The organism is Thermoactinospora rubra (genome assembly GCF_002093975.1).
GTDB classification, from domain to species: domain Bacteria; phylum Actinomycetota; class Actinomycetes; order Streptosporangiales; family Streptosporangiaceae; genus Nonomuraea; species Nonomuraea rubra_A.
Genome location: NZ_KZ084327.1, coordinates 66,754 through 85,127, shown reverse-complemented (window position 1 = coordinate 85,127; position 18,374 = coordinate 66,754). Strand labels below are relative to the sequence as shown.

The window sequence follows — 18,374 nt, the reverse complement described above, 5'->3', positions numbered from 1 at the left end:
ATCATGATCATGTAAATTTCCTTGATCCGCTCTTACGGCCCGCGGCCTGGAACGTTACAGTCTGGGCCATGACAGCGGACACGATGCGTAGCGCACTGGGGACATTGCGTCATAACCTGCCCGCCTCCCTGGTCGTCTTCCTCATAGCCGTCCCGCTGTCGCTCGGCGTCGCCGTGGCGTCGGGCGCTCCGCTGGCCGCCGGGCTGATCGCCGCCGCCGTGGGCGGGATCGTCGCCGGCGCGCTGGGCGGCTCCTCCGTCCAGGTGAGCGGTCCGACGGCGGGCCTCTCGCTGGTCATCGCCGACCTCGTGCACACCTACGGCTGGCGCGCCACCTGCATGATCACCGTCCTCGCCGGGGTCATCCAGCTCGGGCTCGGCCTGGTCAGGGCCGCCCGGGCCGCGCTGGCCGTCTCCCCCGCGGTGATCCACGGGCTGCTCGCCGGCGTCGGCGTGGTGATCGCGCTCAGCCAGCTCCACATCGTCCTGGGCGGCAGCCCCCAGCGCTCGGCCGTCGAGAACCTGCTGGAGCTGCCCGCGCAGATCGCCGACATCCACTCCCACGCGGTCGCCGTCGGCCTGCTGACGATCGGCGTCCTGATCGTCTGGACCCGCCTGCCGCGACGGCTCCGCGTGGTCCCCGCCCCGCTGGCCGCGCTGGCGATCTCCGCCGTCGTCGCCGCGCTCCTGGGCTGGCAGGTCACCCGCGTCGACCTGACCGGCATGCTGTCGCAATGGCAGCCGCCGGTCCCGCCCGAGGGCGACTGGCACGGCATCGTGGGCGCCGCGCTGCTGGTCGCGTTCCTGTCGGCGGTGGAGTCGCTGCTGTGCGCCCGCGCCGTCGACAGCAGGAACGCCAACCTCGACCGCGAGCTGTGCGGCCAGGGCACGGCCAACATCGTCAGCGGCGTGCTGGGTGGCCTGCCGGTGGCGGGGGTGATCGTCCGCAGCACGGCGAACCTCCGCGCCGGGGCCCGCTCCCGCCTGTCGACGATCCTGCACGGCTGCTGGGTGCTGGTGTTCGGCCTGTTCCTGGGGTGGACCGTCCACCTCATCCCGATGGAGTCGCTGGCGGCGCTGCTGGTGTTCACCGGCATCCAGACGATCAACCTGGGGCACGTCAGGAAGGTCCACGGCCACGGCGAGGTGCCGGTCTACGCGGTGACGCTGCTCGGCGTGGTGCTGGTGGGCCTGGCCGAGGGCGTGTTCCTGGGCCTGGGCCTGGCGGCCCTGCTCGCGCTGCGCAGGCTGACCTGGGTGGACATCCGGGTCGACACCGGTCCCGGCGGCCGGCGCCACGTGACCGTGAACGGCTCGCTCACGTTCCTGGGCGTGCCGAGGCTCACCGCCGAGCTGCGGGCCATCCCGCCCGCCGTACCTGTCGACCTGGACCTCAACATCGACTTCATGGACAACGCCGCGTTCGAGGCGCTGCACAGCTGGCGGCTGGACCACGAGGCGGGCGGCGGACGGGTGGAGATCGACGAGCTGCACGACGAGTGGTACGCGCTGGCGGCCAGCGGGGCGCGGATGTTCCCGGCCAAGACGCCGCCCAAGGCGCCCGACCGGTGGTGGCTGCCGTGGACGCACCGCAAGGCGGTGCCCCAGCAGGGGGCCCTGGAGTCGGGCGCGAGGGAGTTCCACCAGCGCAGGGCGCCGCTGCTGCGGCCCATCTTCAGCGAGCTGGCCCACGCGCAGAAGCCCAGCCACCTGTTCATCACCTGCGCCGACTCGCGGATCGTGCCGAGCATCATCACCGCGAGCGGCCCTGGCGACCTGTTCACCGTGCGCAACATCGGCAACCTGGTGCCGCGCCGCGGCGCCGAGCCGCCGGACGACTCGGTGCTGGCGGCGATCGAGTACGCCACGCAGGTGCTGAAGGTGCACACCATCACCGTGTGCGGGCACTCGGGCTGCGGCGCCATGGCGGGCCTGCTCAGCGCGGGGGTGGCGGCGGGCGGCATGCCGGGGCTGCGGCGCTGGCTGCGGCACGGCCACCACAGCCTGGCCCGCTACCTCACCGAGGAGGACCCGCCCGGCTCCACGCCGCTGGACCGGCTGTGCCGGGTCAACGTCGTCCAGCAGCTGGACAACCTGCGCACCCACCGGCGCATCGACGAGATGGTCCGGGCGGGGGAGCTCCAGCTCGTGGGGCTGTACTTCGACATCGCCGCCGCCCGGGTGGAGGTGCTCGCGCCTACGCTGTCGGTGAAGACGTGAATCGTCACGCCCGCCGTACGGCAAGGATGCCGGTATGAGAGTTCTCGTGCTGGGCGGATCCCAGTTCCTCGGCCGGGCCATCGTGGAGGAGGCGCTGCGGCGCGGTCACGAGGTGACGACCTTCAACCGCGGCAAGTCGGGCGTCGACCTGCCGGGGGTCACGGCGGTGCACGGCGACCGGGAGGCCACCGTGGACCTGGAGCGGCTCGTCGAGGGGCGGCGCTGGGACTTCGTGGTCGACACCTGCGGGTACGTGCCGCGCGTGGTGCTGGAGTCGGCCCGCCTGCTGTCCGGGCACGCCGGCACCTACGCCTTCATCTCCACCATCGGGGCCGTCGACGGCTTCCCCGGCAAGCCGGCCACCGAGGAGAGGGGCCTGTGGCCGTGCGCGCCGGACGCCGGGCCGTCCGACGGCGAGTACGGCGTGCTCAAGGCGGGATGCGAGCGCGCGGTCGGCGAGGGGTTCTCGGGCAACGCGCTGTTCATCCAGCCGGGGCTGATCCTCGGCCCGCACGAGAACGTCGCCCGGCTGCCGTGGTGGCTGACCCGCATCTCGCACGGCGGCCAGGTGCTCGCCCCCGGCGACCCGCGGACGCCGCTGCAGCTCGTCGACGCCCGCGACGTCGCGATCTTCACGCTCGACCAGGCGGAGCACGGCGTCGCGGACCGCTTCATGGTGACGGGGCCGGCGGGGAACACGACGTTCGGCGAGTGGCTGGGCCTGTGCCGGGAGGTCACGGGCTCGGACGCGGAGTTCGTGTGGGTCGAGGACCGGTTCCTGCTCGACCATGACGTGAAGGTCTTCGTCGAGCTGCCGCTGTGGGCGCCGGCCGGGCCGGAGACCGCGAACTTCTGGTCGGTCTCGACGGCCAAGGCGCAGGCGGCGGGCCTGCGGACCCGCCCGGTGGCGGAGACCGTGCGCGACACGTGGGCGTGGCTGCGGGAGATCCCGGAGGACCAGCGGGTGTACGGCAAGACCACGACGCACGGCATCGCGCCGGACAAGGAGCAGGCGATCCTGCGGGAGTGGCTCGCCACCAGGGGGTAGGCGACCCGGGCGCGGACGGATTCGCGATGCCCCGGGAACGGCGTGGCGGGGCCGAGCGCTCTGGCCGGGGGGTGCCCGGGTGCGGCGGCCTCAAGGCGTGTCGCCGGAACGCCACGCGACCCCGCTCGTATGGTGCACGACATGGCCTACTTCATCGTCGTCCCGCTGCTGGTGCTCGTCGTCGCCCCGCTCGTCCACGTCCTGGTCGACCGGAGCCCGGCCCGCCGTACCCGCCGCCGGGTGGTGGAGCTCTGGCTGCTGTGGGTGGTCGCGGGCGGCGGCGCCCAGTCGATCTTCGGGGGGATCGGGCACATCGGCCCGTACGCACCTGAAATCGCGGAAGGCATCGGGTTCGCGCACACCCCCTTCCAGTGGGAGGTCGGCTGGGCCGACATCGCGGTCGGCCTGCTCGGCGTGCTCAGCATCTGGAACCGTGGCTCGTTCCTGACCGCCGCGGTCATCGCCGCGGCCGTCCTGTTCTGGGGTGACGCCATCGGCCACTTCATGCAGTGGTTCGGGCACGGGAACACCGCGCCGGGCAACGTCTGGGCCATTCCCGTCGACGTGCTCCAGCCCCTCGCCGCGATCGGCCTGCTGATCGCCTACCGGCGCGGCGAACGGTCGCCGTAGCCCCGCTACTCCGACGAGACGATTCCCAGCACGAACAAGCCTGCGAAGAAGGCGGCCGGCAGGGCGCGCCATATCCAGGGCATCCTGGTCGTGGCGGTGAGGACGGCGCTCGGGTAGGCGATCACGCCGCCGAACACGACGAGGATGAGAGACTCGAGCGAGAACAACCACATGTCCTTCGCGGTGGCGTACTGCCAGATGGCCATGAGGTACGGCGTCGCGATGGCGGCCACGATCCACGCGGGCCGGACGCGCAGCGCGTAGAGCAGTGGCCATGCGGCCGCGACCGCCACCCAGGGCCCCGGATCCCATGCGGCGAACAGGTAGCCGAGGCAGCCGGTGTATTCGCCGCAGCGCTCGGGGAAGAACCTCGGCCATACGAAGACCCAGCCTAAAAGAGCGGCGGGCAAGATGATCCCGACCGCGCCCGCGAGGACCATGCGCCTGACCGGGCTGTCCCGGCGAGGGGACACGGCCTCCTTCGTGGAGATCACTCACGCATGGTGCAACACGGACCGGCCCTCCGGCGATGGCGTCATCTTCCCATCCCCAGGCACCCCAAAGACTGGGGCAACCTAGACGACCTTCTCGATCAGATACGGCTTCGCCCCGGCATGTGGATACCCGGCGGCTCGCTCCACTACCTGATGTACATCTTGATCGGCTATCGCCTCGCGCTCGATGTTCATGACATCGGGGAGCGGTCGACTGCTGGTGGCTGTGGGAGCGCCTTGGCCGCACGCGCCCTCTCGGCTGGGCCGCCGAGGTCGAACGTGAGGCCCAGCATGCCGCCGTAGAGCCTCTTGATCTCTTCTTTCGGCTGCTCGATGAGCGCCGAGCCCGGCATTGCGATGATGAGCCAGGCCGTGGTGTCCGACTCCATGATCAAACTCTGACGGAGCCATCACGGAGCTGGGGATCATATAGGTGACGTTTATGCACGTCAGGTAGGGATTGAGAGACGAGTCGGCCTGTAGGCCGGGTTCTGTCCTTCGCGCAAGCGTGAAGGGACGGTCATCCATCTAGGACCGCCGTTGCCGGCGGCCTCGAGCGGTCTACCCGCGCGGCTCGGACGGGCAGCCCTCAGGCGCCGCGCGCGGGATTCTCCGAGCGGAGGATCCCTTCTTGACCTTGCTCCGGGTGGGGTTTACCGAGCCGCCCACGTCACCGTGGGCGCTGGTGGTCTCTTACACCACCCTTTCACCCTTACCTCCGCGGAAGGGAGGCGGTCTGCTTTCTGTGGCACTTTCCCGCGGGTCGCCCCGGGTCGGTGTTACCGACCACCCTGCCCTGTGGAGCCCGGACCTTCCTCGGCGAGCCGTACGGCCCGACGCGACCGTCCGGCCGACTCGTCTCCAGCCAGGCTACCAAAACACAAGCGATCTCCAAGCCGCCGGCAAGATCACGAAGGCCTGAATGGATCACGTCAGCGAAGGTGCGAGGTGTCGTTGAAGGACCTGACCACCGCCTGGCCGTCGGAGTGGTAGTCCACCAGGGACAGGCACGCCAGATCCAGGTGCATGCGGTACAGCGAGGCGGGCGGGGCCAGCAGCGCGAAGCGCAGCAGCATCTTGATCGGCGTGACGTGCGAGACGACGACGAGGCGCCTGCCCTCGTGGCGCGCGAGCAGCCGGTCCCTGAACCGCTGGACCCGTCGCGCCGTCACCGCGAAGCTCTCCCCGCCCGGCGGCGCGACGTCCGGGTCGGCCAGCCAGGCCGCCAGTTCCTCCGGCCAGCGCTGCTGGACCTCGGCGAACGTGTGCCCCTCCCACGCCCCGAAGTCGGTCTCCCGCAGGTCCTCGTCGACCTCGACCTCCAGGCCGGTCAGGCGCGCCACCGCCTCCGCGGTCTGCCGCGCGCGCTTCAGCGGCGAGCTGACGACGGCCTCCAGCCGCTCGCCGGCCAGCCGTTCGGCCGCCTTGGCCGCCTGGCCGAGCCCCGCCGGGGTGAGCTCGGCGTCGCCGAGGCCGGAGAAGCGCCGCTCCACCGACAGCGGCGTCTCGCCGTGCCGCAGCAGGAACACCGACGTGGCGGTCGTGCTCGCGGGGCTCCGCCACCCCGTGGCGGTCCTGTCCCGTTCGCCTGCCGCCGCCTCAGGCGCGGAGCCGGTCGCCGGAGCCCCTGTCTCCGGTACGGCGGAGCCGCCGCCCTGCCACGCCAGCCCCTTGGCCGCCGCGTCCATGGCCTCGTTGGCCAGCCGGTCGGCGTCGGCGTTGCGCTCGCGCGGGATCCACGTCCACTCGGTGACCCGCAGCCGCCGGGCCAGGTCCGCCGCCTCCAGCGCCAGCGGGCGCAGCCCCTCGTGCTTGATCTTCCAGCGTCCCGCCATCTGCTCGACGACGAGCTTGGAGTCCATCCTGACCGCGACCGAGGCCCCCTCCCCCGCGAGGTCGAGCACCGCCCGCAGGCCCGCGATCAGCCCTCTGTACTCCGCCACGTTGTTGGTGGCCAGCCCGATCGCCTCGGCGACCTCGGCCAGCACCTGCCCGGTGGCCGCGTCGCGCACCACGGCGCCGTAGCCCGCCGGCCCGGGGTTGCCGCGCGAGCCGCCGTCGGCCTCCACGACGTAGGCGGTCACAGGCCGGACTCGGAGGTGCGGACGAGGATGCGGCGGCACTCCTCGCAGCGGACCACCTCGTCGGCGGGGGCGGCCTTGATGCGGTTCATGTCCGCGATCGACAGCACGACCTTGCATCCCTGGCAACGGCCGCCGCGCAGCATCGCGGCGCCCACGCCGTACTGCTCGCGCAGCTTCTCATACAGCGCCAGCAGGTCGGACGGGATGTCCCCGGCGAGGGCGGCGCGGCGGGTCTTCAGCTCGGCCGCCTCCTTGTCGATCTCCACGAAGGCCGCGTCGCGCCGCTCCTCCAGCCTGGCCCTGGCGGCGGCGACCTCGTCGCGCCTGGCCGTCAGGTCGGTGGCCCTGGTGTCGGCGGCCTCCCGGCGCTCCATGATCTCCAGCACGACCTCCTCGAGGTCGCCCTGGCGCCTGTGCAGGGAGGCGATCTCCGACTGGAGGTTGGCCAGGTCCTTGGGCGAGGTGACCTGGCCGGAGTCCAGGCGCTTTTGGTCGCGCTCGGCGCGCTGGCGGACGGTGTCGACGTCGGCCTCGGCCTTGGCCTGCTCGCGCGCCAGGTCGGCGGCCTCGGTCTCGGCCTCGATCACCTGGGTGACCAGGCGGGCGTAGGTCTTGGTGAGCTCCTCGATCTCCGCCAGCTCGGGCAGGGTGCGGCGGCGGTGCGTCAGGCGGTCGGCGGCGGCGTCGAGCTCGGCGAGGTCGAGCAGTCGCTGCTGGGCTTCAGGGGCGGCTTTCATGATCAGTATCCTCTTGTCCAAGCATCCGTGACCGTGGCGGAGACGCGCGTCTCAACCGTAACGCCACTGGCGGCCAGCATCGACGCGGCGCTGTCCAGCCATGGCCATTCGGTGGCCCAGTGGGCGGCGTCGATCAGGGCGGGGCCGCCGGTCTCGACGAACTCGCTGGCCGGATGGTGCCGCAGGTCGGCGGTGAGGAAGACGTCGACGCCGGCGGCGCGAGCCGTACCGAGCAGGGAGTCGCCGGCGCCGCCGCTGACGGCCACCCGGCGCACGGGGCGGCCGGGATCGCCCGCGACCCTGATGCCCCACGCCGTCTCGGGCAGCCCTTGCCGTACGGCTTGCGCGAAGTCGGCCAGCGTCGTGCCCGGCGGCAACTCCCCGATGCGGCCCAGGCCCCGCCACGGGTCGTCGGGCAGCGGCTGCAGCGGCACCAGGTCGCCGGTCAGGCCGACGGCGCGGGCGAGCGCGTCGGAGACGCCCGGGTTGGCCACGTCGGCGTTGGTGTGGGCGGTGTAGAGGGCGACGTCGTTCTTGATGAGCCGGTGGACCAGGCGTCCCTTGTAGGTGGTCGCGGCGACGCTGGTGGTGCCGCGCAGGAAGAGCGGGTGGTGGCAGACGATGAGGTCGGCGCCCCACTCCAGGGCCTCCTCGGCCACCACGGGGACGGGGTCCACCGCGAAGAGCACCCTGCGCACCGGCTGTGCCGGGTCCCCGCAGACCAGGCCGACCGCGTCCCAGGACTCCGCGCGCTCCGGCGGGTAGGCCCGTTCGAGCTCCTTGATGACATCCGCGAGCTGTGTCACGCAGGAAGGGTATCGAGGGCTGTCCACCGAACACGGTTCGGCGTAATGTAAGCAGATCCTGACCAAGCGGAGGCTGGGGATGGCGCCAAGGGTCGCGATCATCGGAGCGGGGTTCGGCGGGCTGTGCATGGCGATCCGGCTGCAACGCGAGGGGATCACGAGCTACACCGTCTTCGAGAAGGGCGCCACGGTCGGCGGCACGTGGCGCGACAACAGCTATCCGGGCGCCGCGTGCGACATCCCCTCGCACCTGTACTCCTACTCCTTCGAGCGGTACACGAGCTGGACCCGCCGCTACCCCGCCCAATCGGAAATCCTTGGCTATTTAGAGCATTGCGCCGATAAATACGACGTCAGGCGAAAAATCAGGTTCAACACCGAAGTCGCCACCGCCACCTTCACCGGCACCGCCTGGCGCGTCACCACCAGGGACGGCGCCGCCGAGGACTTCGACGTCGTGGTCGCCGCGGTGGGCCAGCTCAACCGCCCCCACCTGCCCGACATTCCGGGAATGTCCACCTTCGAGGGCGTCGCCTTCCACTCCGCCCGCTGGAACCACGACCACGACCTCACCGGCCGCGACGTGGCGGTCATCGGCACCGGCTCCTCCGCCGCCCAGTTCATCCCCGAGGTCGCCAAGCGGGCGCGTGCGCTGAAGGTCTTCCAGCGCACGCCCAACTGGGTGATCCCCAAGCCCGACGCCGAGTTCGGCCCCCTCGCGCGGAAGGCGTTCCGCTACGTCCCCGGCCTCCAGCGCGCCTACCGCGAGTGGATCTACCGGTACGCCGAGAACACCCTCTACCCCGCCCTCGCCCGCGGCTGGAGCACGGACCTGCTGCGCAGGCGCGCGCTCGCCCACCTGCACGACCAGGTCAAGGACCCCGAGCTGCGGGCCAAGCTCACCCCCGACTACCCGCCCGGCTGCAAGCGCGTGGTGATCGACAGCAGGTTCTACCCGGCGCTCACCCGCCCCAACGTCGAGGTGGTCACCGAGAAGATCACGCGGATCGCCCCGCAGGGGATCGAGACCGCCGACGGCCGCCTGCACGAGGTCGGCACGATCGTGTACGGCACGGGCTTCAGGAGCACCGAGTTCCTGGTCCCCATGAAGATCACCGGCAGGGGCGGGGCCGACCTCCACGAGCAGTGGCGCGACGGCGCCGAGGCCTACCTGGGCATCTCGGTGCCGAACTTCCCCAACCTGTTCCTGCTCTACGGCCCGAACACCAATCTCGGCCACAACTCGATCATCTTCATGATCGAGTGCCAGGTCGCCCACATCATGAACTGCCTGCCGTACCTGGCGGCGAGAGGGCCCATGGAGGTCAGGCCGGAGACGATGGCGGCCTGGACCCGGCAGCTGAACCGGGCGATGGAGCGGATGGTGTGGGGCGCGGGCTGCCAGAGCTGGTACAAGACCGCCGGCGGCCGCATCACCAACAACTGGCCGGGGCCCACCACCCTCTACCGGCGCCTCACGGCCAGGCCGCCCGCGCGGGCCTACCGGTTCGGGTGAGGCCGGTTCGTGCGAGCGCACAAGAGGCCGGCCGAGCGGACAGGGTAACGTCGCCTCCATGACGCATCCCCTCCACGAGCAGGCCGTCGTCGCCGACGCCCACAACGACCTGTTGATGGCCGTGTCCGCCCGACCACGGGAGTGGTGGCCGGAGTTCTTCCGCGAGCGCTGGCTGCCGCAGCTGCGGGCCGGCGGGGTCAGGCTCCAGGTCCTGCCCGTCTTCATCGACGACCAGTACCGTCCCGAGGGGGCGCTCCGGCAGACCCTGCGCATGATCGAGTGCGCCCACGTCATCGCCGAGGGCAACCCCGACGCGGTACGGCTGTGCCGTACCGGGGCGGAGATCGACCAGGCGCTCGCCGAGCGGAAGATCGCGCTGGTGCTGGCTCTGGAGAGCATGCCGGGCATCGACGCCAGCATCGAGCTGATCGCGACGATGCACCGCCTCGGGGTGCGCATCGCCTCGATCGCGCACTGGGGCCGCACGCCGCTGGCCGACGGCAGCGGCGAGGACGCCACCGGCAGCGGGCTGACCTCGCACGGCGTGGCCGCGCTGCGGGAGATGGAACGGCTCGGCATCGTCTTCGACGTCTCCCACCTGGGCGCCTCAGGCGTGGCCCACGTGCTGGAGCTGGCCGCCAAGCCCGTCATGGCCACGCACTCCTCGGCGAGGGCCCTGCGCGACCACCACCGCAACCTGACCGACGAGCAGCTGCGCGGCGTGGCGGCCACGGGCGGGCTGATCTGCGTGAACTTCCTGGCGGCGTTCCTGACCGAGGGCGAGGCCACGCTGGATGACCTGCTGGACCACTTCGAGCACATCGCGGGCGTGGTCGGCGTCGACCACGTCGGCATCGGCGCGGACTTCATCCGCGAGGTGATGGACGACCTGACCCCGCAGTGGTGCTGCGAGACGCCGCCCATGGTGCGCGGCATCGACGCGCGTGCCGCGATCCCCGGCCTGGAGGGGCCCTCTGGGCTGCCGATGGTGACCGAGGGCCTGCTCAAGCGGGGCTTCAGCGAGGAGGACACGCTCAAGATCATGGGCGGGAACATGCACCGGTTCCTCAAGGAGCGGCTGGCGTGATCGAGGACCTGGAAGAGCTCGTCGTCTGCGAGTCGTTCTCCTCCGATCTGGAGGCCGTCGCGCGCAGCGCCAAGGTGGTCGGCGCGCTGGGCAGGCGGCTGCTGGGGGCCGAGCCGGAGTACGTCGTGGCCGACGGCGTGACGCACCTGCGCTGGAGGTTCGGCGAGCCGAGGGTGCTGCTGCTCGGCCACCACGACACGGTCTGGCCCATCGGCTCGCTGCGCACGCACCCGTGGTCGGTCGTGGACGGCATCGCCCGCGGGCCGGGCGTGTTCGACATGAAAGCCGGACTCGTCCAGATATTTCATGCTCTTTCCGGCTTGAGGGATCTGGATGGCGTCAGCGTGCTGATCACCGGCGACGAGGAGGTCGGCTCGCGCAGCTCCCGGCGGCTGATCGAGGAGTCCGCCCGCGGCCTGCGCGCCGCCTTCGTGCTGGAGGCCAGCGCCGACGGCGGGGCGCTCAAGCTGGCCCGCAAGGGCACCTCCGACTACGTGGTCTCGGTGTACGGCAAAGCCGCCCACGCGGGACTGGAGCCGGACAAGGGCGCCAACGCCGGGGTGGAGCTGGCCCACCAGATCCTCGCGATCGCCGCCATGGGATCCGGCACCGACGCGGACGGCGTGCTGGGCCGTACGACGGTCACCCCGACCGTGCTGTCCGGCGGCACGACCTTCAACACGGTGCCGGCCAGGGCCCAGGTCGCCGTCGACGTGCGCGTGCCGACCGTGGCCGAGCAGGAGCGGGTGGACCAGGCCATGCGCGGCCTGGCCCCGGTGCTGGAGGGCACGCGCATCGAGGTCTCCGGCGGGCCCAACCGGCCGCCCATGGAGGCCTCGATGTCGGCCGGGCTGTTCCGGCTGGCCCAGGCCGTGGCCGGACGGCTCGGCATCGGCCCGCTGACCGGCACGGCGGTGGGCGGCGCCTCGGACGGCAACTTCACCGCCGGGGTGGGCTGCCCCACGCTCGACGGGCTGGGCGCGGTGGGCGGCGGCGCCCACGCCGACCACGAGCACGTGGTGGTCGCCGAGCTGCCGCGCCGTACGGCGCTGCTGCGAGGCCTGGTGGAGGAGGTGCTGACCGGCGCCATGGAGAAACACCCCGGGGAGACCGGGGAGACCGGGGAAACACTGTAGGGAACCGCCGCAAGGCAACACCGGGGAGACGCGGTGGACAAACGCATGACCACCACAGTGCGCGAGCTGCGGACCGTCCGCGAGTTCGCCGAGGTCCACGCCCTGTTCGACGCGATCTGGCATCCGGGCCCCGGCAGCGCGCCGGCGCCGGTGGAGCTGATGGTGGCGCTCGCGCACGCGGGCGGCTACGTGGCGGGCGCCTACGAGGGCGGCGAGCTGGTGGGCGCCTCGGTCGGCTTCCTGGCCGAGGGCGGCGCGCTGCACTCGCACATCACCGGCGTCCTGCGGCCGGGCGGCGGCGTCGGGTACGCGATCAAGATGCACCAGAGGGCCTGGTGCCTGGAGCGCGGCCTGACCACGGTCACGTGGACCTTCGACCCGCTGGTGCGGCGCAACGCGTACTTCAACATCGCCAAGCTGGGGGCCAGGCCGCGCGAGTACCTCGAGGACTTCTACGGCCCGATGGGCGACGCGGTGAACGCGGGCGACGTCTCCGACCGGCTGCTGGTGGCCTGGCGGCTGGCCGGGGAGGAGCCGCCGCCGGCCGGTCCCACGGTGCTGGTGCCGACGCCGGAGGACGTCGAGGCGTTGCGCGCCCGCGACCCGGCCGAGGCCAGGCGGTGGCGGCTGGCGCTGCGGGAGACGCTGGGCGGGCTCATGGCCGAGGGCGGCAAGGTCATTGGATTCACCAAGGAAGGGCAGTATGTCGCGATAAAGGGGTAGTCCCGCTCTATGAGTGCGCACTTCACCCCCACCGTCCCGGCCAGGCACCTGCCGCCGGTGACGCTACGCGATCTGCCCGAGCCGCCGAGCTCGACATGGCGGATCATCGGCCCCGGCCTCGTCGGCGCGGGCGTGGGCCTGGCTTCCGGCGAGTTCATCCTGTGGCCGTACATCGCCTCCCAGGTCGGCCTGATCTTCATCTGGGGCGCGGCGATCGGCATCCTCACCCAGTGGTTCCTGAACATGGAGATCGAGCGCTACACGCTCGCCACGGGTGAGACGGCCCTGACCGGCTTCAGCCGGCTGTGGCGGCACTGGGGCATCGTCTTCGTGCTGATGACGCTGCTGTCGAACCTGTGGCCCGGCTGGGTGACCACCTCGGCCACCATGGTCACCTACCTGACCGGCGGCACCCCGCGCTACATCGCGATCGGCATGCTGGTGGTCATCGCGCTGGGCCTGACGCTCGCCCCGGTGATCTACACGGCGCTGGAGCGGGTGATCTTCGTCAAGATCGCCCTGGTGCTGATCCTCGTCATCGGCGCGATCGTCTTCGCCATCACCTCCGAGGCGTGGGTGAACCTGGCCCGCGGGCTCACGGTGGACGCGAGCTTCCCGGCGCCGCCGCTGGAGCTGGCCCTGCTGATGGGCGCGATCGCCTACGCGGGCGCGGGCGGCGGGCAGAACCTGTGCCAGAGCAACTGGATCCGCGACAAGGGCTTCGGCATGGGCCTGTACGTCCCGCGCCTGGTCAGCCCGATCACCGGCCGTGAGGAGGCGGCCCCCTCGACCGGCTTCCAGTTCGCGCCCACCAAGGAGAACCTGGCCCGCTGGCGGCAGTGGTGGCGCTTCGCCAACATCGAGCAGGGCGCGACGTTCGCCGCGGTGTCGTTCATCACGATCGCGCTGATGTCGATGCTGGCCTACTCCACGGTCTTCGGCCGGGAGGGGCTGGCCAACAGCATCGGCTTCCTCCAGGTCGAGGGCCAGGTGCTGCAGGATGTCGTCGCGCCCTGGTTCGGCGTGCTGTTCTGGGTGATCGGCGCGCTGGCGCTGTTCGCCTCGGCGATGGGCATCGTCGACTACACCTCGCGGCTGGCCGCCGACGTGATCAAGACCGTGTACGCCAGAGGCGCGTCCGAGAGCAAGCTCTACTCGATCATCGTCTGGGCGATGACGGCGGTGGGCGTGACGATCCTGCTGCTGGGCTTCGACCAGCCGCTCATCCTGCTGGTCATGTCGGCCAGCTTCGCCGCGGTGATGATGTTCGTCTACTCGATCCTGCTCATCGTGCTCAACCGCAGGGCGCTGCCCGGCCCGCTCAAGGTCCGCTCCTACCGGCTCGGGGCGCTGGTGTGGTCGGTGGCCTTCTTCGGCACGCTGACCGTGATGGTGCTCATCCAGCAGGTCCAGAAGCTGGTGTCGGGAGGCTGACCCGGCGGCCTTGACCTCGAGTTCGCTTGAGGTTGCAGGCTCTTCTTCATGAGAGCTGTGCGAGTGACGCGCTTCGGGGGTCCCGAGGTGCTGGAGGTCGCCGAGATCGCCGATCCGGCCGGAGCCGCCGCGCACGGGGTTCACCAGTTCTCCTGAAGCGCGGAGGCCCCACCCTTCAGGGCGGGGAGCAGCGCGGAACGGCCGCACACGGCGATCTCCTGATGATGTCGGCGCCGGTCGATAGGCTGCGGTGCGTGTCGCGCTACCGCCTCCAGCCCACCCCTGCCCAAGAGCGGGCGCTGCTGGAGCACTGCGCCCATGCGCGGTTTGTGTGGAATCTGGCGGTGGAGCAGCACAGCCACTGGCGGCCGGGACGCGCCGGCGCGCCCGGCTTCGCCGAGCAGTGCCGTCAGCTGACCGAGGCGCGGGCGGCGTTCGCCTGGCTGGCCGCCGGGTCGATCATCGTGCAGCAGCAGGCGCTCAAGGACTTCGCCCGGGCCATGGCGAACTTCTTTGACGGGACCCATGGCCGGCCGAGCTGGCGTAAGGCCGGGCGGCACGAGGGGTTCCGGATCGTCGGGGTGCGGGGCCGGCACTGGGCGGTGCGCCGCCTGTCGCGGCGGGTGGGCGAGGTGCGGATCCCCAAGGTGGGGTGGGTGCGGTTGCGCTGGTCGCGCCCCGTCCCGGCGGGGGTCAAGTCCTTCCGCATCACCCGGGATCGGGCCGGGCGCTGGCATGTGGCCTTCGCCGCGATCCCGGCCCCGATTCCCGCGCCCGGCACCGGTGAGACGGTCGGTGTGGATCGCGGGGTCGTCGTCAGCGCCGCCTTGTCCACCGGGGAGCTGCTGAGCGCGCCCACGCTGCGGGAACCGGAGCAGGCCCGGCTGCGCAGGCTCCAGCGCAAGCTGGCCCGGGCCCGGCGCGGCTCGCTTCGGCGGGCGAAGGTCAACGCGGCGATCGCCCGGCTGAAGGCCCGGGAGGCCGACCGGCGCAAGGACTGGGTGGAGAAGACCAGCACCCGCCTGGCGTGGCAGTTCGACGTGATCGCCGTGGAGGACCTCAACGTCCGCGCCATGACCCGCTCGGCGCGCGGCACCCGCGAGACGCCCGGCCGGAACGTTGCGGCCAAGGCCGGGCTGAACCGGGCCATCCTGGCCTCCGGCTGGGGACAGCTCGTCGAGCGGCTGGAACACAAGGCACCCGGCCGGGTGGTCAAGGTCAACCCCGCGTTCACGAGCCAGCGGTGCTCGGCGTGCGGGACCGTGGAGCGCAACAGTCGCGAGAGCCAAGCACTGTTTCGCTGCCGGTCTTGCGGATACGCCGATCACGCCGATGTGAACGCGGCCAGGAACATCGCAAGGGCGGCAGGGCGTGCCGTGTCTGCGCGGGAAGGGCCACGGATTGCCGGGCCGGTGCACCGCGAACCTCAACCTGCCCTCCTCTCGACGCAGAGCTGACGGGTTGGAATCTCCCTCATGCACGAGGGGGAGGACGTCAATTCTCCTCCGGCTCCGCCGAGGGCGTCCCGCTGCCCGAGGTGTTCGCCGAGGTGCTGCCGCTGGTGGAGCGGGGCGAGGTGGTCATGCCGATCGCGGCCGTCTTCCCGCTGGAGCGCGTCGCGGACGCCCACCGGCTCAGCGAGGAGGGCCACCTGCTGGGGAAGATCGTCGTGGCGATCGAGGAAGGCGGCTTTCCTCGATAGCGGGCACACTGGGGGCATGCTCGAAACCTCGGCGCGGCTGCTGCGACTGCTGTCCCTCCTCCAGGCCCACAAGGAGTGGACCGGCCCTGAGCTGGCCGCGCGGCTGGGCGTGTCCACGCGGACCGTGCGCAACGACGTCGAGCGGCTGCGCTCGCTCGGCTACCCGGTGCACGCCACGCCGGGCGTCGCGGGCGGCTACCGGCTCGGGGCGGGCGCCGCGCTGCCGCCGCTGCTGCTGGACGACGAGGAGGCCGTGGCGGTCGCGGTGGGCCTGGGCCGGGCGGCCGGAGGGGGCGTGGCGGGCATCGAGGAGAGCTCGGTGCGGGCGCTGGCCAAGCTGGAGCAGGTCCTGCCCGCCCGGCTGCGCCACCGCGTCAACGCGCTGAACACCTACACCGTGCAGATCCCCGGCGAGGCCCCGGCGGTCGCGCCGGAGGTGCTGACCACGATCGCCAACGCCGCCCGTGACCGGGAGCGGCTGCGCTTCGACTACGTGGGGCACGACGGGACCGAGAGCGTCCGGGAGGCCGAGCCGTACCGGCTGGGCCACCGGCGGGGGGGGGGGGGCCTGCGCGGGGGGGGGGGAGCCGTACCGGCTGGTCCACCGGCGGGGGCGGTGGTACCTGGTCGGCTGGGACGTGCACCGCAAGGACTGGCGGACCTACCGCGTCGACCGCATCAGGCCGCGCGTTCCGAACGGCCCGCGGTTCACCCCGCGTGAGCTGCCCTTCGACGTGGCCGAGCACGTCGAGCGCGGCGTCAACACCGCGATGTGGCGCTACCGGGCCACGGTGCGGCTGCACGCCCCCGCCGAGCGGATCCGGGGGCTGCCGCTCGGCGTGGACGTCGAGCCGGAGACCGACACCACGTGCCTGCTGCACAGCGGCGGCGACGACCTCAACGGCATGGCGGTGTGGATCGGCTTCCTCGGCGTGGACTTCGAGGTGCTGGACTGCCCGGAGCTGGTGGAGGTGATCCGCGAGCTGTCAGAGCGCTACCGGCGGGCCGCCGCTCACCGCCCGGGCGTGACCAGCCCCGACTCGTAGGCGAAGACCACCAGCTGGGCGCGGTCGCGGGCGCCCAGCTTGGTCATCGCCCTGCTGACGTGGGTCTTGGCGGTGAAGGGGCTGACGACCAGGTGGGCGGCGATCTCCTCGTTGGACAGCCCGCGCGCCACCAGCGCCACGACCTCGCGCTCCCGCTCGGTCAGGGCGGCGCCCCGGCCGGGCGGGGGCGAGGAGGGCGCGGGGCGGGCGACGTACTGGTCGATGAGCCGGCGCGTGATCCCCGGCGACAGCAGCGCGTCGCCGCGGGCGGCCACGTGGACGCCGTGCAGCAGGTCGGCCGGGTCGGTGTCCTTGAGCAGGAACCCGGCGGCGCCCGCGCGCAGGGCGTCCAGGACGTACTCGTCCAGCCCGAAGTTGGTGAGGATGACCACGTGGACGCCGGACAGCCGGGGGTCGGCCGCGATCCGCCTGGTGGCCTCGATGCCGTCCATCACCGGCATCTGGATGTCCAGCAGCAGCACGTCCGGCACCAGCTCGGCGGCCATGGCGACCGCCTGCCGCCCGTCGGCCGCCTCGCCCACCACCTCGACGGACTCCTCGGCCTCCAGCAGCGCGCGGAACCCGGCCCTGATCAGCGCCTGGTCGTCGGCGAGCAGCACGCGGATCACGCCGACAGCACCCGCTCGGCGACCGGCAGCTCGGCCCGGACCGTGAACCCGCCCCGCTCGCCGGGCCCGGCCGACAGGCGCCCGCCGAGGGCGTCGACCCGCTCGCGCATGCCGGTCAGGCCGACGCCGGGCACCCCGCCCGCCTGGCCGGGCCCGTCGTCGCTGACCTCCACCACGACCTCGTGCTCGCCGTACTCGATGAGGACCGCGGCGCGCGAGCCGCGAGCGTGCTTGGCCACGTTGGTCAGCGCCTCCTGCACGATCCGGTAGGCGGTCTGCTCCACGGCGGCGGGCAGCGTCCTGGAGCGGCCGGCGAGCCGCAGCGTCACCTCCTGCCCCGCCGCCCGGGTGCGCTCCACCAGCTCGGGCAGCCTGGCCAGCGCCATGCTGTCGTCGCGCAGCACCTCCAGGGTCTCGCGCAGCTCCCGCATGGCCTCCCCGCTGGCCTCCTGGATGGCCGACAGCGCCGCGGGCACCTCCTCGCCGCGCTTGCGCGCCAGGTGGACGGCCACGCCCGCCTGGACCTTGATGATCGAGATGGTGTGGGTGAGCGAGTCGTGCAGCTCGCGGGCGATGCGCAGCCGCTCCTCCCCCGCCCGGCGCAGCGCGGCCTCCTCGCGGGTCCGCTCGGCCTCGGCCGCCCGCTGGTCGGCCTGCAGCAGCGCCACCCCCATGGCCATGGCGGCCACGAACCAGCCCATGACGAGGAAACCGCCCTTGACCGCCGTGAGCGCGTCCTGCCCGGCCAGCAGGTAGGCGGCCACCATGCCGCCCACGAGCGTGAGCGCGGCGGCCAGCGCGGCGGGGCGGTGGCCGTGCCGTACGGCGCTGGAGACCGTGATCAGGGCGGGCAGCCCGGCCGCCAGGTCCGGCTCCACCAGCAGGATGGAGGCCAGCGCCAGCGCGGTCGTCACCGCCAGCACCAGCCTGGGCGCGCGGCGGTGCCAGTGCAGGGCGACGGCGGCGGCCACCAGCAGCCCGTAGCCCAGCGGCCCGGCGCGGCCGTTCAGCGCCGCGTTGGCCACCATCACGGCGCCCACCACGGGGGCCAGCATCAGGTCGGGCTTCCTCATGGCCGCAACC

Annotated in this window: 17 protein-coding genes, 1 other RNA gene and 1 pseudogene; 11 read left to right on the top strand and 8 right to left on the bottom strand. The window is 72.2% G+C overall.

The window, feature by feature from the left end:
* Positions 1-68: 68 nt before the first annotated feature.
* The 3 genes from BSB02_RS06335 (at position 69) to BSB02_RS06325 (ending at position 3,897) form a co-directional block, all read left to right on the top strand.
* On the top strand, positions 69-2,219 hold the full coding sequence (locus tag BSB02_RS06335; RefSeq protein WP_084957736.1) for a SulP family inorganic anion transporter: 2,151 nt from the start codon (positions 69-71) through the stop codon (positions 2,217-2,219).
* A 34-nt stretch (positions 2,220-2,253) separates the two neighbouring features.
* Entirely contained in the window at positions 2,254-3,267 is a 1,014-nt protein-coding gene (locus tag BSB02_RS06330) for an NAD-dependent epimerase/dehydratase family protein (RefSeq protein WP_084957735.1), read from the top strand.
* Between the two features lie 141 nt (positions 3,268-3,408).
* Positions 3,409-3,897 carry a DUF6790 family protein gene (locus BSB02_RS06325; protein ID WP_084957906.1) on the top strand — a complete coding sequence of 163 codons (489 nt, stop codon included), beginning with the start codon at positions 3,409-3,411 and terminating at the stop codon, positions 3,895-3,897.
* A 5-nt stretch (positions 3,898-3,902) separates the two neighbouring features.
* Here BSB02_RS06325 and BSB02_RS06320 read toward each other — a convergent pair whose 3' ends face one another.
* From BSB02_RS06320 to BSB02_RS06295, 6 genes are all read right to left on the bottom strand, one after another.
* The gene (locus tag BSB02_RS06320) at positions 3,903-4,391 is read right to left on the bottom strand and encodes a hypothetical protein (protein ID WP_084957734.1); all 489 of its coding nucleotides are present in this window, start codon (positions 4,389-4,391) and stop codon (positions 3,903-3,905) included.
* Positions 4,392-4,582: 191 nt separating this feature from the next.
* Entirely contained in the window at positions 4,583-4,780 is a 198-nt protein-coding gene (locus BSB02_RS40490; protein WP_158088571.1) for a hypothetical protein, read from the bottom strand.
* A 75-nt stretch (positions 4,781-4,855) separates the two neighbouring features.
* Positions 4,856-5,249: RNase P RNA component class A (gene rnpB, locus BSB02_RS06310), an RNA gene on the bottom strand.
* 74 nt (positions 5,250-5,323) lie between these two features.
* Positions 5,324-6,475 (bottom strand): bifunctional RNase H/acid phosphatase, encoded by a 1,152-nt coding sequence (locus tag BSB02_RS06305; RefSeq protein WP_206184556.1) that lies wholly within the window; start codon positions 6,473-6,475, stop codon positions 5,324-5,326.
* Positions 6,472-7,212 carry a zinc ribbon domain-containing protein gene (locus tag BSB02_RS41280; RefSeq protein ID WP_206184538.1) on the bottom strand — a complete coding sequence of 247 codons (741 nt, stop codon included), beginning with the start codon at positions 7,210-7,212 and terminating at the stop codon, positions 6,472-6,474. The genes BSB02_RS06305 and BSB02_RS41280 overlap by 4 nt, the downstream gene beginning before the upstream one ends.
* A 2-nt stretch (positions 7,213-7,214) precedes the next feature.
* Positions 7,215-8,018 carry a Nif3-like dinuclear metal center hexameric protein gene (locus tag BSB02_RS06295; RefSeq protein ID WP_240506225.1) on the bottom strand — a complete coding sequence of 268 codons (804 nt, stop codon included), beginning with the start codon at positions 8,016-8,018 and terminating at the stop codon, positions 7,215-7,217.
* Positions 8,019-8,097: 79 nt separating this feature from the next.
* Here BSB02_RS06295 and BSB02_RS06290 point away from each other — a divergent pair, with 79 nt between their 5' ends.
* The 8 genes and pseudogenes from BSB02_RS06290 (at position 8,098) to BSB02_RS06255 (ending at position 16,662) form a co-directional block, all read left to right on the top strand.
* Positions 8,098-9,534, top strand: a complete 1,437-nt coding sequence (locus BSB02_RS06290) for a flavin-containing monooxygenase (protein WP_084957730.1) — start codon at positions 8,098-8,100, stop codon at positions 9,532-9,534.
* A gap of 58 nt (positions 9,535-9,592) precedes the next feature.
* Positions 9,593-10,621 (top strand): dipeptidase, encoded by a 1,029-nt coding sequence (locus BSB02_RS06285; RefSeq protein ID WP_084957729.1) that lies wholly within the window; start codon positions 9,593-9,595, stop codon positions 10,619-10,621.
* Positions 10,618-11,757: a M20 family metallopeptidase gene (locus tag BSB02_RS06280; protein WP_084957728.1), complete on the top strand. Its 1,140-nt coding sequence runs from the start codon at positions 10,618-10,620 to the stop codon at positions 11,755-11,757. The genes BSB02_RS06285 and BSB02_RS06280 overlap by 4 nt, the downstream gene beginning before the upstream one ends.
* Before the next feature lie 45 nt (positions 11,758-11,802).
* On the top strand, positions 11,803-12,480 hold the full coding sequence (locus BSB02_RS06275) for a GNAT family N-acetyltransferase (RefSeq protein WP_084957905.1): 678 nt from the start codon (positions 11,803-11,805) through the stop codon (positions 12,478-12,480).
* 9 nt (positions 12,481-12,489) lie between these two features.
* Entirely contained in the window at positions 12,490-13,914 is a 1,425-nt protein-coding gene (locus tag BSB02_RS06270; RefSeq protein WP_084957727.1) for an Nramp family divalent metal transporter, read from the top strand.
* Between the two features lie 254 nt (positions 13,915-14,168).
* Positions 14,169-15,371 carry an RNA-guided endonuclease InsQ/TnpB family protein gene (locus tag BSB02_RS06265; protein ID WP_143590310.1) on the top strand — a complete coding sequence of 401 codons (1,203 nt, stop codon included), beginning with the start codon at positions 14,169-14,171 and terminating at the stop codon, positions 15,369-15,371.
* Complete coding sequence (locus tag BSB02_RS40485) at positions 15,368-15,616, top strand: zinc-binding dehydrogenase (protein WP_276206313.1); 249 nt, start codon at positions 15,368-15,370, stop codon at positions 15,614-15,616. Before BSB02_RS06265 ends, BSB02_RS40485 begins: the two co-directional genes overlap by 4 nt.
* Positions 15,617-15,632: 16 nt before the next feature.
* Positions 15,633-16,662, top strand: a pseudogene (locus tag BSB02_RS06255) (helix-turn-helix transcriptional regulator).
* On the opposite strand, the gene BSB02_RS06250 reads toward BSB02_RS06255, so the two are convergent.
* Positions 16,629-17,291 (bottom strand): response regulator, encoded by a 663-nt coding sequence (locus BSB02_RS06250; protein WP_084957725.1) that lies wholly within the window; start codon positions 17,289-17,291, stop codon positions 16,629-16,631. The pseudogene BSB02_RS06255 and the gene BSB02_RS06250 sit on opposite strands and share 34 nt — an antisense overlap.
* Positions 17,288-18,364 carry a sensor histidine kinase gene (locus BSB02_RS06245; RefSeq protein ID WP_084957724.1) on the bottom strand — a complete coding sequence of 359 codons (1,077 nt, stop codon included), beginning with the start codon at positions 18,362-18,364 and terminating at the stop codon, positions 17,288-17,290. Before BSB02_RS06245 ends, BSB02_RS06250 begins: the two co-directional genes overlap by 4 nt.
* Positions 18,365-18,374 lie beyond the last annotated feature (10 nt).